Annotated in this window: 12 protein-coding genes; 4 read left to right on the forward strand and 8 right to left on the reverse strand. The window is 66.0% G+C overall.

The features are described from left to right. The gene (locus AC1D09_RS08370; protein ID WP_477662687.1) at positions 1-1593 is read left to right on the forward strand and encodes an alkaline phosphatase D family protein; all 1593 of its coding nucleotides are present in this window, start codon (positions 1-3) and stop codon (positions 1591-1593) included. A 6-nt stretch (positions 1594-1599) separates the two neighbouring features. Here the strand turns inward: AC1D09_RS08370 and AC1D09_RS08375 are convergent, their stop codons facing one another. From AC1D09_RS08375 to mfd, 5 genes are all read right to left on the reverse strand, one after another. Then, positions 1600-2721, reverse strand: coding sequence for a 2OG-Fe(II) oxygenase (locus tag AC1D09_RS08375; RefSeq protein WP_477662688.1), 1122 nt, complete (start codon positions 2719-2721; stop codon positions 1600-1602). A 16-nt stretch (positions 2722-2737) separates the two neighbouring features. Further along, a complete protein-coding gene (locus AC1D09_RS08380) occupies positions 2738-4156 on the reverse strand; it encodes a TolC family outer membrane protein (RefSeq protein ID WP_477662689.1) in 1419 nt (472 codons plus the stop codon). A 139-nt stretch (positions 4157-4295) separates the two neighbouring features. Beyond that, on the reverse strand, positions 4296-6155 hold the full coding sequence (locus AC1D09_RS08385) for an ABC transporter ATP-binding protein (RefSeq protein WP_477662690.1): 1860 nt from the start codon (positions 6153-6155) through the stop codon (positions 4296-4298). Between the two features lie 115 nt (positions 6156-6270). Continuing rightward, complete coding sequence (serB, locus tag AC1D09_RS08390) at positions 6271-6981, reverse strand: phosphoserine phosphatase SerB (protein ID WP_477662691.1); 711 nt, start codon at positions 6979-6981, stop codon at positions 6271-6273. Beyond that, entirely contained in the window at positions 6978-10466 is a 3489-nt protein-coding gene (mfd, locus tag AC1D09_RS08395) for a transcription-repair coupling factor (protein WP_477662692.1), read from the reverse strand. Before mfd ends, serB begins: the two co-directional genes overlap by 4 nt. Positions 10467-10594: 128 nt before the next feature. Here mfd and ispD point away from each other — a divergent pair, with 128 nt between their 5' ends. Together ispD and ispF are read left to right on the forward strand one after the other, a co-directional pair. Further along, the gene (gene ispD, locus AC1D09_RS08400) at positions 10595-11326 is read left to right on the forward strand and encodes a 2-C-methyl-D-erythritol 4-phosphate cytidylyltransferase (RefSeq protein ID WP_477662693.1); all 732 of its coding nucleotides are present in this window, start codon (positions 10595-10597) and stop codon (positions 11324-11326) included. 56 nt (positions 11327-11382) lie between these two features. Further along, positions 11383-11868, forward strand: coding sequence for a 2-C-methyl-D-erythritol 2,4-cyclodiphosphate synthase (ispF, locus tag AC1D09_RS08405; RefSeq protein ID WP_477662694.1), 486 nt, complete (start codon positions 11383-11385; stop codon positions 11866-11868). On the opposite strand, the gene AC1D09_RS08410 is transcribed toward ispF, so the two are convergent. Then, entirely contained in the window at positions 11869-13245 is a 1377-nt protein-coding gene (locus AC1D09_RS08410) for a sensor histidine kinase (protein ID WP_477662695.1), read from the reverse strand. A gap of 219 nt (positions 13246-13464) precedes the next feature. Further along, complete coding sequence (gene ompR, locus AC1D09_RS08415; RefSeq protein WP_007866319.1) at positions 13465-14202, reverse strand: osmolarity response regulator transcription factor OmpR; 738 nt, start codon at positions 14200-14202, stop codon at positions 13465-13467. A gap of 388 nt (positions 14203-14590) precedes the next feature. Between ompR and AC1D09_RS08420 the strand changes: the two genes are divergently transcribed. Next, positions 14591-15304, forward strand: coding sequence for an SIMPL domain-containing protein (locus tag AC1D09_RS08420; RefSeq protein ID WP_477662696.1), 714 nt, complete (start codon positions 14591-14593; stop codon positions 15302-15304). 33 nt (positions 15305-15337) lie between these two features. On the opposite strand, the gene AC1D09_RS08425 is transcribed toward AC1D09_RS08420, so the two are convergent. Next, on the reverse strand, positions 15338-15799 hold the full coding sequence (locus AC1D09_RS08425; protein ID WP_477662697.1) for a multidrug/biocide efflux PACE transporter: 462 nt from the start codon (positions 15797-15799) through the stop codon (positions 15338-15340). Between the last annotated feature and the right edge of the window lie 21 nt (positions 15800-15820).

Consider the following 15820-nt stretch of genomic DNA (forward strand, 5'->3'; position numbering starts at 1 on the left):
ATGAACACGCCGCTCGTGATCCAGAGGCGCCGGCTGCTGCAGTCGCTGGCGGCGGCGGGTGCCGGCCTGTACCTGCCGGGCAGGGCGGCCGCGCAGACACGGCTGGCCGGCGACCCCTTCACGCTGGGCGTGGCCAGCGGCTCGCCTACCCACGACTCGGTGGTGCTGTGGACGCGGCTGGTGCTGGACGGCGATGAGTCCTTGCGCCTGCAAGCCGGCCCGGTGGCTGTGCGCTGGGAGGTCGCGCATGACGAGGGCTTTACCCGCATCGCGCAGGCGGGCCAGGCGCAGGCCGTGGCCGGGCTGGCGCATTCGGTGCACGTGGAGGTTGAGGGCCTGGAGCCCGACCGCTGGTATTTCTACCGCTTCGCTGTGGGCCATGCCGTGAGCGCCACCGGCCGCACGCGCACCTTCCCCGCGCTGGGCGCCGAGGTGGCGCGCCTGCGGCTGGCCTATGCCTCCTGCCAGCGCTGGGAGCACGGCTACTACAGCGCCTACCGGCACATGCGGGCCGAGGACCTGGACCTGGTGATGTTCCTGGGCGACTACATCTATGAATACCCCAACGCCGGCCAGGCCGTGCGCAAGCCCACCGGCGGCTGGGTGCTGACGCTGGACGACTACCGCGCGCGCTATGCACTGCACAAAAGCGATGCCGACCTGCGGGCCATGCACGCGGCCTGCCCCTGGCTGGTGACCTGGGACGACCATGAGGTGCAGAACGACTATGCGGGGACGTCCCCCGGCTACAGCGGGCCGCCGGTGGCCGATTTTGCGGCCCGGCGCGCCGCGGCCTACCAGGCGTTTTACGAACACATGCCGCTGCGCGCCTCGGTGCTGACCCGCGCCATGGCGGGCCTGGCCGGCGGCGCCGAGATGCGCATTTACCAGCGCCTGCCCTATGGCCGGCTGGCCTCGCTCTACATGCTGGACGCGCGCCAGTACAAGGACGCGCAGGCCTGCACGCGTGAGGGAAGGGCCGGCTCCAGCACGCTGAACCCGGCCAACTGCCCCGCCTGGAAGGACCCGGCGCGCAGCATGCTGGGCGCGCAGCAGGAAAGCTGGCTGGATGCCGAATGGGGCAGCGCCGCGGCCAGGGCCGGCGGCTGGAACCTGGTGGGCCAGCAGTCGCTTTTCGGCCAGCGCGATTTTCGCCCGGGACCGGGCCAGGTGCTGTGGAACGACGGCTGGGACGGCTATGCGGCGGCACGCACGCGTTTCACCGATTCGCTGCGCAGGCATGCCGTGGCGAATCCGGTGCTGCTGGGCGGCGATGTGCACGAGAACTGGGTCGGCCACGTCAAGGCTGACTATGCCGACGCGGCCAGCGCGGCCGTGGGTACCGAGTTTTGCGGCACCAGCATCAGTTCGCGCTCGACGGACAAGGCCAGAACCCCCGAGGTCCTGGCCGAAAATCCGCACTTTGTGTTTGCCGACTCGGAACGCAGGGGTTACGGCGTGGTGGAGCTGACGCCGGCCATGCTGACGGCCACGCTGCGTGTGGTCGACGACGTCACGCACGCCGACAGCGGGGTGCAGACCCTGGCGAAGTTCGCGGTGCAGGCCGGGCGGCCGGTGCTTGAAAAAGCCTAGGCGCCGCTAGGCCTTGTAAGTCGCCGAAAGGCCTTTGTCCAGGAAGGCATTGTTGGCCTCGCGCACCTTGGCGGCTTCGTCGTCATAGAGGAAAGGCAGGAAGGCATAGCGCCGTCCGCGCGTCACCGTGGAAACGGCGTGCAGCAGCGAGCAGGAAAACACCAGGGCGCCGCCCGCCGGGGGTTTGAAGGACCTGGGGCCGTATTCCGGGAAGCTGACTTCGCCGCCCTCGAAGTCTTCGTTGAGGTTGATGGACACGGCAAAACGCCTGTGGGCCGTCCCTCGGGTGGTGTTGTCGCGGTGGGCGTTGAAATGCGCTTGCTGGTCGGCGCGGTAGCAGCCGATGATGTAGCGCTCCATGCGGGTGACCTTGAACTGGTGCACCTTGGTGATCTCGGGAATGATGCGGCGCTGTATCCAGGCGCGCGCCGCCTTCACGACGGCGAGGTCGGTGATGTCGTAGTCCTCACGCCGTTTGTGCCCGTGGTCGTGGGCCAGGACGGTTTTGCCGTTCTCCTCGCGCATGAAGCCCGACTCCTGGCCCCCATGGGTTTCGTAAAGGGCGATGAGCTCCCGGCAAAAGGCCGGCGGAAAGACGTTCGGCAGCATGAGGATGGGGGCCTGCAACTCCATGCCCGCGAAGCGCGAGGGCGGCGGCAGGCCGGCCAGGCAGGACAGAAGCGCCTGCATATCGCCGGAACCCGCCAGGGGCAGTACTTTTAATACCCTGAGGGTCGGATCCAGCACAAAACACAGGCGGCGGATGCCGGCCCGCTTTTGCGCCATGTCGGCATCATGCGGCACCACGCCATAGAGCTCGCTCACCTGCGCGTCAAAGTCCCAGAGGAAGCGGTAGCCGGGATAGCGGTCGGCGACGCGTTTTTCGCTTTCATCGCCCGGGTCCAGGCTGACGCCAAAAAAAGAGCAGTGCGCGTCGTTGAAGATGTCCCGCCGCTCCAGGGCCATTTCTATGGCCGTCCGGCCCAGGGGCTCGGCGGCACTGGCGAAAAAGCACAGCACGATGTAACGACCGGCCGCGGCATGGATCGAGTAGCGCGGATTCGCGAAGGACCTTTGCCGGAACCAGGGCGCCGGATCGCCCGCGAGAAGGTTGAAGTATTTGCCCATCTGTTTTCGGGGATTGCTAGGGGTTGCCTGCTTCCAGCAGCGCGTTGATGGCGTTCAGGTCCGCCTCGCCCAGCGTGGCGTTCGCGGCCTTCAGGCGCAGGCCCTGGAGCAGGGTCTCGGCGCGTGCCTTGTGCCAGTCGCGCTGGGCCGCGAACAGCTGCTGCTCGGCATTGAGCACGTCCATGTTGATGCGTGTGCCGACGAGGTAACCCACCTTGTTGGCGTCCAGCGAGCTTTTGCTGGAGGTGATGGCCGAGGCCAGCGCCTCGGTTTGCGCCGCGCCGTTGAGGACGCCCGCGAAGGCCTGGCGCGCCTGGGCCACCGCTTGCCGGCGCGCCGCTTCCAGCTCTTGCGCGGCCTTGCCCTTCAGGGCCACGGCTTCGCGCACGCGCGATTGCACGCCGCCGCCGGCGTAGAGCGGGATGGTCAGGCTCATGCCGACCTGGGTGGCGCGTGATCGCACCGAAATGTCGGACGGGGAGGTGATGCTGCCCGAGGTGAAGTTGCTGCCGTAGGATGCCGTCAGGTCCAGGGTGGGCGAATGCGCCGCCTGGTTTTTGGCGATTTCGTGGTCGGCCACCTCCAGCGTTGCCTGGGCGATGCGCACCTGGATGGATTGTTCCCGCGCGCTGTCCAGCCAGGGCTGCAGGCCCGCCGGCTCCGTGCGCGGCAGGGAGCCGTCCGCGCGCAAGCCCGCCAGGCGGGCATGGGAAATCCCCAGGATGCGCGTCAGCTCGGCCAGCTTGTTCTGCAGTTCATTGCCGGCCACCACCGCCTGGGCGCGCGCCAGGTCCAGCCGGGACTGGGCCTCATGCACATCGGTCACGGTGCCGGTGCCGCCTTCGAAGGTGCGGCGGGCCAGGGCACGCTGCTGCTCCATCGCGGCTGTCTGCAGGTGGGCCACACGCTCGGCCTCCTGGGCGACCAGTATGTCGAGGTAGGCTTGCGCGGTGCGCAGGATCAGCTCCTGTTCGGCCAGCCGGAACTGCGCCTCGGCCAGCAATTCCTGTTGCCCGGCCTGGTCCAGCGCCGCCGATGCGGTGGCGCGCCACAGGGGCTGGCTCAGCTGCAGGTTCCAGCTGCGGGTATGCACGTCGCGCGCCACGGCAGGCAACTCGCTGAAAGAAGCTTGCCCGGCTTGCCGGCTGGCGGCGCCGACCAGGTTGACCGCGGGCAGCAGCGCGGCGCGCGCCTGCGGCACCCGCTCGCGCGCTGCCTGCAGGGTGTAGACGGCGCCGAGGTAAACGGGGTCGCGTGCCTGCGCCTGGCGGTAGATCTCGAGCAGGTCGGCGGCCGGCGCGCGGAAGGAGGCCAGCAGCAGCGGCAAGCCGGCCAGCCACAGCCGGCTACTCCAGGCATTCGGTGCGCGCTGTGGGTTTGATGTTTGAAGTGTGAAGCGCGGCGTATGCACCGGCCTTGGTTCGGGGTCCTGCACCTCGACCTCCCTGCTGTAGTGTTCAAATTTGAACCATACGGGAGGCCATGGACGCTTCTGCCGTCAATTGTCCGCAGCCGGACTTTCATTGCAGGAAATACCCGCGCGGAACGCAGCGAACGCGCCGGTGCGCCACGGCTCAGGTGGCGAGTTCGGCTTCTTCTTCGAGGTTGTCGCTCAGGAAGCCGCCGCTCTGGTGGGCCCAGAGGCGCGCGTAGAGGCCGCCATTGGCCAGCAGCGTGCGATGGTCGCCCTCCTCGACGATGCGGCCCTGGTCCAGCACGATGAGGCGGTCCATGGCAGCGATGGTCGACAGGCGGTGCGCGATGGCGATCACGGTCTTGCCCTGCATCAGGGTGTTGAGGCTGCCCTGGATGGCGACCTCGACCTCGGAGTCCAGCGCGCTGGTGGCTTCGTCCAGCAGCAGGATGGGCGCGTCCTTGAGCATCACGCGCGCGATGGCGATGCGCTGGCGCTGGCCACCCGAGAGCTTCACGCCGCGCTCGCCCACATGGGCGTCGTAGCCGTGGCGGCCGTGTGGATCGGTCAGGTCGGTGATGAAGTTATCAGCCTCGGCGCGCCGTGCGGCCAGGCGCATGTCGTCGTCGCTGGCGCCGGGGCGGCTGTAGGTGATGTTGTCGCGCACCGAGCGATGCAGCAGCGAGGTGTCTTGCGTCACCATGCCGATGTGGCCGCGCAGGCTGTCCTGGGTAACGTGGGCAATGTCCTGGCCGTCGATCAGGATGCGTCCGCCATCGAGGTCGTAAAACCGCAGCAACAGGTTAACCAGTGTCGATTTGCCGGCGCCGGAGCGGCCTATCAGGCCGATTTTCTCGCCGGGCCTGACGGTCAGCGTGAGTTTATCGATCACGGACTTGTTTTTGCCGTAGCTGAAGTCCACGGCCTCAAAGCGCACTTCGCCGCGCGGCACGTCCAGCGCGGCTGCATCAGGTGCGTCCACGATGGTGTGGGGCCGCGACAGCGTATTGATGCCGTCCTGCACGGTGCCCACGCTTTCAAAGAGGCTGGTGGTCTCCCACATGATCCAGTGCGACATGCCCTGCAGCCGCAGTGCCATGGCGGTGGCCGCGGCCACCGCGCCCGCGCCGACCTGGCCCAGGTGCCAGAGCCACAGCGAGGTGCCGGCCATGCCCAGGATCAGGCCCATGCTGAGCGTGTGGTTGACGATTTCAAACGCGCTGACGAGGCGCATCTGGGTATAGCCGGTCTTCATGAACTCCCCCATCGCGTCGCGCGCGAAGCCGGCCTCGCGCCGGGTGTGCGAGAACAGCTTGACGGTGGTGATGTTGGTGTAGGCATCGGTGATGCGGCCCGTCATCAATGAGCGGGCGTCGGCCTGCTGCTTGCCGATACGGCCCAACCGCGGCACGAAGTAAAAGAGGCTCGCGATGTAGAGCGCCAGCCAGACCAGGAAGGGCGCCACCAGTTTCGTGTCGAAGGCCGCGGCCAGCACCGTCATGGTGGCGATGTAGACGCCCATGGCCACCAGCACGTCGGCCAGCACGAAGAGCGTGTCGCGCACCGCCAGCGCGGTCTGCATGACCTTGGTGGTCAGCCGGCCGGCGAATTCGTCCTGGTAGAAGGACATGCTGTGCCCCAGCATGAGGCGGTGAAAATTCCAGCGCAGCCGCATCGGGAAGTTGATGGCCAGCGTCTGGTGCTTCACGGTGGTCTGCAGCGCCACGGCCGCGATGCTGGCCACCACGAGGAGCGCAAGCCAGCCCAGCGCAGTGCCGTGCTCGGCCCACAGCTTGGCGGGTGCCGTCGCACCCAGCCAGTCGACGATGCGGCCCAGCATCGCGAACAGCAAGGCCTCAAACACCGCCAACACCGCCGAGAGCAGCGCCAGCAGCAGGATGTAGCCGCGCGCGCCTTCGGTGCAGGCCCACAGAAAGGCCATGAAGCCCTTGGGCGGCAAGGCGGGGTCGGCGTCAGGGTAGGCGGGAAGCCGGCTTTCGAATCGTTTGAAAAAACCCATGGATGTCGGTGTCTTTGGTTTCAGGTGTCTGCTTATAAGGTGTTATGGCTGCAGGAGGGTTGATTTATTGGGGAAGGATTGATGCGCATCGCGCGATGCCGGCCACGCGGGCAGGTCAGCTGAAAAGCTCCAGCAGGCGGTCCAGGCCGCCTTCATTGATGGCCACCATGGCCTGCTCGCGCACGCGCGGCTTGGCGTGGTAGGCCACGGACAGGCCGGCCACGCCCATCATGGGCAGGTCGTTGGCGCCGTCGCCCATGGCGATGGCCTGCAGCGGGTTGATGCCCAGCTTGCCGCAGGTCTCGAGCAGCATTTTTTTCTTTTCCGCGCCGTCGCAGATGTCGCCCCAGGGCTGGTCCACCATGCGGCCGGTGAGAAAACCGTCCTCCACCTCCAGCACATTGGAGCGTGTGTAGTCGATGCCGAGCTCGTCGCGCACGCGGTCGGTGAAAAAAGTGAAGCCGCCGCTGACCAGCAGCACCTTCATGCCGGCCTGCTTGCAGGCCTTCACCAGCTCCGCCGCGCCGGGATTGAGCTGGAGGCGCTCGCGGTAGACCTGCTCCATGCTGGCCACGCTGACGCCCTTGAGCAGGGCCACGCGCTGGCGCAGGCTTTCCTTGTAGTCGGTGATTTCGCCGCGCATGGCCGCCTCGGTGATGGCCGCCACCTCGGCCTTGCGGCCGGCGGCATCGGCGATCTCATCGACGCATTCGATGTTGATCAGGGTGGAGTCCATGTCGAAGGCGATCAGCCTGAAATCGACTAGCTTGAGCTCGGGTGTGGCGACGTTGACGACGAGGCCGGGGGAGATTTCTGCGGGAGTCATGCGGGCGTGGTTTCCTTGGTGGGTTGTCCGAGTGAACGCAGGACGTCGCGCACCAGCTGGGCGCGGTCCTTGGGGTTTTCGAGCTCGCGCTCTATGCGCAGCTTGTCGTTGCCGGCCAGCCGGATATGCCGGTTCTTCTGGATCAGCTGCATGATGGCCATCGAGTCGATGGGCGGGTCCTTCTTGAAGGTGATGCTGATGGCACCGGGCGCGGCATCGACCTTGACCACGCCGTAAGGCCTGGCGATCACGCGCAGGCGGTGCACGTCGATCAGCGTCTGCGCCTGCGCCGGCAGCTTGCCGAAGCGGTCGACGATTTCTTCGAGCAGCGCGTCGATCTGGTCGGTGTTCTTGGCGGTCGCCAGCTTCTTGTAGAAGGACAGGCGCAGGTGCACGTCGCCGCAGTAGTCGTTGGGCAGCAGGGCCGGGGCGTGCAGGTTGATTTCGGTGGTGACGCTCAGCGGCGAGAGCAGATCAGGCTCGCGCCCGGCCTTGAGCGAGGCCACGGCTTCGCTGAGCATCTCGTTGTAAAGCTGGAAACCGACTTCCAGCATGTTGCCGCTCTGGTTTTCGCCCAGCACCTCGCCGGTGCCGCGGATTTCCAGGTCGTGCATGGCCAGGTAAAAGCCCGAGCCGAGTTCCTCCATCTGCTGGATGGCCTCCAGCCGCTGGCTGGCCTGCTTGGTCAGGCCCTCGATGTCGGGCACCATCAGATAAGCATAGGCCTGGTGATGGCTGCGGCCCACGCGGCCGCGCAGCTGGTGCAGCTGCGCCAGGCCGAAGCGGTCGGCGCGGCTCATCACGATGGTGTTGGCGGTCGGCACATCGATGCCGGTTTCGATGATGGTGGAGCACAGCAGCAGGTTGTGGCGCTGGGCGATGAAGTCCTTCATCACGCGCTCGAGCTCGCGCTCGGGCATCTGGCCGTGGGCCACGGCGATGCGGGCTTCGGGCAGGATTTCTTCGAGCTTTTCGCGCCGGTTCTGGATAGTCTCGACTTCGTTGTGCAGGAAGTAGACCTGGCCGCCGCGCTTGAGTTCACGCAGCACGGCTTCGCGGATCACGCCGTTGTTTTCGCTGCGCACAAAGGTCTTGATGGCCAGGCGGCGTTGCGGCGCGGTGGCGATCACGCTCAGGTCGCGCAGGCCCTCGAGCGCCATGCCCAGCGTGCGCGGAATCGGCGTGGCCGTGAGCGTCAGCACATCGACCTCGGCGCGCATCGCTTTCATGGCCTCTTTGTGGCGCACGCCGAAACGGTGCTCCTCGTCGATGATGAGCAGGCCCAGGCGCTCGAACTTCACGTCCTGGCTCAGCAACTTGTGCGTGCCGACCACGATGTCGACCGTGCCGTCGCCCAGGCCCTTGATGGCGGCGCTGATTTCCTTGCCGGAGCGGAAGCGGCTCATCTCGGCGATCTTGACCGGCCATTTGGCGAAACGGTCCACCAGCGTCTGGTAGTGCTGCTCGGCCAGCAAGGTGGTGGGCGCCAGCAGGGCCACCTGCTTGCCGCCGGTGACGGCGATGAAGGCGGCGCGCAGCGCGACCTCGGTCTTGCCGAAGCCCACGTCGCCGCAGACCAGCCTGTCCATGGGGCGCGGGCTGATCATGTCCTGGATTACGGCGTGGATGGCGGCGCGCTGGTCGGCGGTTTCCTCGAAACCGAAATCGTTGGCAAAGGTTTCATAGTCGCCGGGCGAGTAGCGGAAGGCATGGCCTTCGCGCGCGGCGCGGCGGGCGTAGATGTTGAGCAGCTCGGCGGCCGAGTCGCGTATCTGTTCGGCGGCCTTGCGTTTGGCTTTTTCCCACTGGCCGCTACCCAGCTTGTGCAGAGGGGCTTCTTCGGCGCTGACGCCGGTGTAGCGGCTGATCAGGTGCAACTGGCTGACCGGTACGTAGAGCGTGGCCTTGTCGGCGTATTCGAGGTGCAAAAACTCCTGCAGCAGTGGCGTGCCGTCGGCATTGGTGCCTTGGCCCAGGTCCATGTTGATCAGGCCGCGGTAGCGGCCTATGCCGTGCGCGCTGTGCACCACCGGGTCGCCGACGTTGAGCTCCGAGAGGTCCTTGATCAGCGCCTCGACGTCGCTGACCTGTTCCTGCTTTTTGTTGCGGCGGCGCACGGTGGCGCCGGCGGCAAACAGCTCGGTCTCGGTGATGAAATCGATGCCTTCTTCCAGCCAGCTGAAGCCGGTGTTGAGGGCGGCGGTGGCGATGCCCAGTTTTTCGTCGCTGGCCTGGAAGTCGGCCAGTGAGTCAAAGGCCGGCGGGCTGACGCTGCTGGCGCGCAGGAAGTCCAGCAGGCTTTCGCGCCGGCCTTCGCTTTCGGCCAGCACAAGTACACGGTGGGCGGTGTTGCGCACATGGCCCTTGAATTTGGCCAGCGGGTCTTCGGCGCCGCGCACCACGGCCATTTCACCGAGTTTCTGGAACTGGGCGTTGTCGGCCACGTCTTCCACTGTGGCGCGTATCGCCAGCTGGGCGTAGTCGTTGGCGCGCGCGTAGAACTGCTCGGTGCCCAGGAACAGGGACTCGGGCGGCAGCGCCGGGCGGTCGGGCGCATCGCGCACCAGGCGGTAGCGGTCCTTGGTGTCCTGCCAGAAGCGCTGGAAGGCCGGCTCCAGGTCGCCGTGCAGCACCACGGTGGCGTCATGGCCCAGGTAGTCGAACACCGTTGCGGTTTCTTCGAAGAACAGCGGCAGGTAGTACTCGATGCCGGCGGTGGCCACGCCGTTGCCCATGTCCTTGTAGATGCGGCTCTTGGTCGGGTCGCCGTCCAGCAGTTCGCGCCAGCGGCTGCGGAATTTGGCGCGCGCATCGTCGTCCATGGGAAATTCGCGCCCGGGCAGCAGGCGCACTTCGGGCACGGGGTAGAGGCTGCGCTGGCTGTCGGGGTCGAAGGTGCGGATGCTGTCGATCTCGTCGTCAAACAGGTCGACGCGATAGGGCACGGGGCTGCCCATGGGGAACAAGTCGATCAGCCCGCCGCGCACCGCGTATTCGCCGGGGCTGACCACCTGGGTGACGTGGCTGTAGCCGGCCAGTGTGAGCTGGGCTTTGAGGCGCGTTTCGTCGAGCTTTTGTTTGACCTTGAAATGGAAGGTGTAGCCGGCCAGGAAGCTGGGCGGCGCCAGCCGGTACAGCGCCGTGGTGGCGGGCACGATGACCACGTCGGCGCCGGTTTCCTTGTCGCGCTGCTGGATGCGCCACAAGGTGGCCAGGCGCTCGCTGATCAGGTCCTGGTGCGGCGAGAAGGTGTCGTAGGGCAGGGTTTCCCAGTCGGGAAACAGCGCGCAGCGCAGGTCGGGCGCGAAGAAGGCGATCTCGTCCATCAGGCGCTGGGCCGTGGTGGCGTCCGAAGTGACGATGGCGGTGAGCTTGCCGGCGGCTTTCTCGCGCGTGCCCAGGCGTGCCAGCAGCAGGGCATCGGCGGAGCCGGCGGGCTGGGGCAGGGTGTAGCGTTTGCCGGAGGCGAGTGGGGGTAGCTGCATGAATCGGTGCGACGGTGAGGGCGGGTTCAGTCAATCGGAAATGATTCGGCAAAAGCCAGGCACCCCAAACCATCCGGAGTGGGGTGCCTGCATATTTAGTCTTGGATTTTAGAATCTATGATGAAGTTATGACGACAAGCCCTGCCAATACCCGTCCTGAACCCCGTTTTTTTGTGCTGATCCCCTGTGCGGGGCAGGGAAGCCGGGCCGGAACGGCCAAAGCCAAGCAATACCAGCTGATTGACGGGCTGCCCATGGTGAGGCATACCGTGCAGGCTTTCCGGGCGCTGCCGGATACTTTTGCCGCCGTCTGGGTGGTGATTTCGCCGTCTGACGATGACTTTCTCGAGGTGTTTCCTGATTTCAACCTGGGCAATGAAGTCCTGCTGGTGGGCGGGGGCGCCACGCGGGCGGCGACGGTGCTCAACGGCCTCAAGGCCATGGTGGAGCAGCCCGGCGGCGCGGCCCTGGGCGACTGGGTGCTGGTGCACGATGCGGCGCGCTGCCTGGTCACGCCCGAGCAGATCAAGGCTTTGATCCGCGAATGCCGCAACGATGCGGTGGGCGGCCTGCTGGCGCAAAAGCTGCCCGACACGCTGAAAACCGAACGCGAGGGCCGTGTGGCCTCCACCCTGGACCGCAGCGACAAATGGCTGGCGCAAACGCCGCAGATGTTTCGCATCGGGGCCTTGATCGACGCCTTGCGGCAGGCCGGGGATGCCGTCACCGACGAATCCAGCGCCATGGAGGCGGTGGGCTTTTCACCCCGGCTGGTGAGCGGCAGCGCGCAGAACTTCAAGGTCACCTATCCCGAAGATTTTGCGCTGGCTGAAGCCATTTTTGAGCGGCGCAGGAAATAGCACATGGCGACCCCGTCAACCCCATTCGACCTACTTCTTTTTTGTAAGGCCCCACGATGACCACCATGAACTTTCGAATCGGTGAAGGCTGGGACACGCATGCCCTGGTGCCCGGGCGCAAGCTCATCATAGGCGGGGTCGATATTCCGCACGCCGTAGGCCTGCTCGGCCATTCGGATGCCGATGTGCTGCTGCACGCGATCACCGATGCGCTGCTGGGCGCGGCGGGGCTGGGCGATATCGGCTCGCATTTTCCGGACACTGACGCGCGCTTCAAGGGCGCGGATTCCTCGGTGCTGCTGACCGAGGTGGGGCGGTTGCTGGCCGAGCGCGGTTGGAAGATCGTCAATATCGACAGCACTGTGATTGCCCAGGCGCCCAAGCTCGCTCCGCACATTGCCGCGATGCGCGGCAATATCGCCGCCGCTTTGGGGCTGGACGCCGGGCAGGTCAATGTGAAGGCCAAAACCGCCGAGAAGCTGGGGCCGGTTGGCCAGGGCCTGAGCATGGAGGCCCGCGCTGTGGTGCTGCTGCAGGGCTGACTAGCTGCGGCGCAGCTTGATGTGCGCGGCCAGGCCGCCCGAACCGGTGTTGGCCAGGCCGAACACGCCGCCCATGCGGTGAATGGTTTTTTCCACGATCGCCAGGCCCAGGCCCGCGCCGGTGGCGGCCGTGCGAGCGGCATCGCCGCGGAAGAACGGCCGTGTGAGTTTTGAGAGGGTTTCGGGCGCCACGCCCATGCCGTGGTCGCGCACCTTGATCAGCACCCACTGGTCGCGGCTCTTGGCGGCGATATCGACCAGCGCGATGCCGGTCTCTGGCGTCTTGCCGTAGCGCCTGGCGTTTTCCAGCAGGTTGGCGATCACGCGGGACAGCTCGACCTCGTCGGCCAGCACGGCCATGTCGTCGGGAATGGCGACGGTCACGCGCATGTCCTCGTAGTCGGCCACGGCATAGACCGCGGCATCGACCACCGCGTTGAGCGACACCCGTTCCAGCCGCGGCGGCTCGGGCCGGGCGTAATCGAGGAATTTGTCGATGATGGCGTCCAGCTGGGTGATGTCGGCGGCCATGTGTTCGCGCGCGTCGGCATCGGTGACGCTCATCTCGGTTTCCAGGCGCAGGCGCGCCAGCGGCGTGCGCAGGTCGTGCGAAATACCGGCCAGCATGATGACCCGGTCCTGCTCGATCTTGGAGAGCTGCTCGGCCATGCGGTTAAAGCCGATGTTGACTTCACGGATCTCGCTGGTGGCGACCTTCTCGTCGAGCAGGCTGGCGTCGAAATCGCCGTCGCGCATACGGCTTGCCGCAAAGGACAGCTGCTTGAGCGGCCGGTTGATCAGCCGGGCGATAAAGGCCGCCCCCGCCAGCGACAGCACAGCCGCGGTGATCAACCAGATGACCCAGGTGCTGTTGCGGGACGGGCCTATCTTGGATGGGTCGGTAAGCAGCCAGTAGGAGTCGCCGTCAATGGCGAAGCCCACCCACAGGCCCTTCTGGCCGTTGACGCTGCTGGCCACGACGGTGCCGCTGCCCAGCCGCGCCTTGAGCTCCTCGGCGGTGCGCTCGCCGAGCTCGTCGCTTTCGAACAGCTCGAACTTGTCCTTGGGTTCGCGCGGCGTGATGCGCACGCGCTCTTCGTCGGCCAGGGTCTTGATCAGCGAGACGCGGGCGATGGCGTCGGAATAGCGCAGGGCGGCCCGGCTCAGGTTGACGAGGGAGGCCAACTGCTGCGCGCTCTGGATGGCGCGCGGCTCGGATTCAAGCGCCCGGAAGGTCTGCAACCAGGCCACGATGGAGCCGAACAGCAGCAGGGACAGAAAGAAAAATGTCCGCCAGAACAGGCTGAAGCCGCGCCGTGGGCGCATTTCCAGCGGTGCCGGTGCGGTTTCAAGAGGGGCCGGGTTGGTGGCGTCCATAAAAAGTGGGTACGTGCCGGGTGGGCGGGCTGGAAATGGACGTTAGCACGATACGCTCGCGCCACGGCAGACAAGCTGTAGCCGCCTGTTGCACGCGCACGTCATGTGGAGTTTTTCCAGCATGAGCCGCAGGGCCGGCTTTGCCGGACTGCAGGCGGGCGGCCCCCTCGGGGGGCAGCGCATTACACGAAGCCGAAGGCGAAGTGAAAAGCGTGGGGGCTAGTTAGTGCCGTCCGGCACGAACACGTAGCCTATGCCCCAGACCGTCTGGATGTAGCGGGGCACCGCCGCATCGACTTCGATCAGCTTGCGCAGGCGCGAGACCTGCACGTCCAGGCTGCGGTCAAAAGGCTCGAACTCGCGGCCGCGGGCCAGCTGCGCCAGCTTTTCGCGCGACAGCGGCTGGCGCGGATGCCGCACCAGGGTCTTGAGCATGGCGAACTCGCCGGTGGTCAGGGGCAGTTCCTCGCCGTTTTTGTGCAGGGTCCGCAGGCCCATGTCGAAAGAGAAGGGGCCGAAGGTGATGACTTCCTGGTCGCTGGACGGCGCGCCGGGCACTTCGGCGGTGGGGCGGCGGCGCAGCACGGCGTGGATGCGGGCCAGCAGCTCGCGGGGATTGAAGGGCTTGGCGAGGTAGTCGTCCGCGCCGACTTCCAGGCCGACGATGCGGTCCACGTCTTCGCCCTTGGCGGTCAGCATGATGATGGGGGTGCGGTCGTTGGCCGCGCGCAGCCGGCGGCAGATGGACAGGCCGTCTTCGCCGGGCATCATCAGGTCCAGGACGATCAGGTCGACGGCGTCCCGCAGCATGATGCGGTTCAGGGCCTTGCTGTCTTCGGCCAGGATGACTTCGAAACCCTCCTGGGCGAGGTAGCGGCGCAACAGGTCGCGGATGCGGGCATCGTCGTCAAGGATCAGGATTTTGTCGGCACGGGCGTTAGGTTGGGCTTGGGTCATAGTCGTCTGGTAATTTGTAACAGAGCCATTTTGAAGGCTGAAAACACGAGATGTCTCGTTTTTCAGTCGGTTTGACACACTGTTACAAAAGTTGCGGCGCTGTGCAACTGTGAGCGCGGCTGCAGGCCTTGTTGTCGCAATGCTCCTACAGGCATAGGCGAAATCACATGCAAAAATGGGCGGCCGTTTCTGCGCACCTGTTGCTGCAGGGCGTTACCCGCCGTAAACAGAAACCGGCCAAGCCCAAAAACGGGCATAGGCCGTCGTCACCTTGGGGCTCCGAATGACTTGCAAAAGCCATAAAAAGCGCGCCAGCCCTGACGGATGTTTATGGGTTTTTTCTCTTTTTCAGCCCAGCGCTGAGAACACCCCTCGAAAGGTTTTTCTGATGCGAACTCCCACCCTGATCGCCGCATGCGCCCTGTTTGCCGGCGCCGCGCTGGCCTCCAGCGCCATGGCCCAGACCCTGCAGCATGAAACCCTGCAGAACGTGGCCCAGCTGTCGGCCAGCGGTTCCGTCGAGGTGCAGCAAGACCTGCTGTCAATTTCCCTGAGCACCACGCGCGACGGCAGCGACGCCGGCGTCGTGCAGAGCCAGCTCAAGCAGGCCCTGGACAGCGCGCTCACGCAAGCCAAGCAGGCGGCCGCGCCGGGCCAGATGGACGTGCGCACCGGCAATTTCAGCCTCTACCCGCGCTACGGCAAGGACGGCAAGATCAACGGCTGGCAGGGTTCGACCGAGCTGGTGCTGGAAGGCAAGGACTTTCCGCGCATCACCGGCACGGCGGGCAAGATCCAGACCCTCACCATGAGCAACGTGAGTTTTGCCCTGAGCCGTGAGCAGCGCGCCAAAGTCGAGGGCGAGGCCCAGGCCCAGGCGATAGAGCGCTTCAAGGCCAAGGCCGGTGAAATCGCGCGCGGCTTCGGCTTTTCCAGCTACAGCCTGCGCGAGGTCTCCATCAACGCCAACGACCAGGGTAGCCCGCCGCGCCCCCGCATGATGGCGATGGCCAAGGCTGAAATGGCCGATGCCGGCGTTCCGGTGGAGGCCGGCAAGAGCACGGTGCTGGTCAATGTGTCGGGTTCGGTGCAGATGAAGTGATGAAACGGGGCGGCCAGGACCGCCCCGGACCGCTCAGGCCGCCGAGGCGCAGGCTTGCTGCTTGCGGCGGCGATGGCGGGCGACGACCTTGGCGCGCAGGTGGTCGTATGCCCAGTTGAAGCCGAAGGTGTAGGGCAGGAAAAACAGCACGATCGCGATGTCCAGCACAAAGGCTTCCCACAGGCCTATGTCCAGCCACCAGGCGGCCAGCGGCACCACCGCCATGATCAGGCCGATTTCAAACAGCACGGCATGCACGGCACGCGCCGCCAGGGTGCGTTCAAAACCCATGCGGCGCTGCGCCCGGTCGAACAGGGCGTTGAACAGCATATTCCAGCTCATGGCCATGAGAGAGACCATCAGGGTCAGCAGGCCCATGTGCGCCAGCGAATAGCCGAGCAGCCAGGCGCCCAGGGGCGCGCAGATGGCGATGGCCAGGACTTCAAACCCGAGGGCGTGGAAAAAACGTTCTTTGAGGGATTTCTGCAGACTCACGATGCACTTCACTTTCTGACT

Source organism: Polaromonas sp. P1_A2, assembly GCF_056406895.1.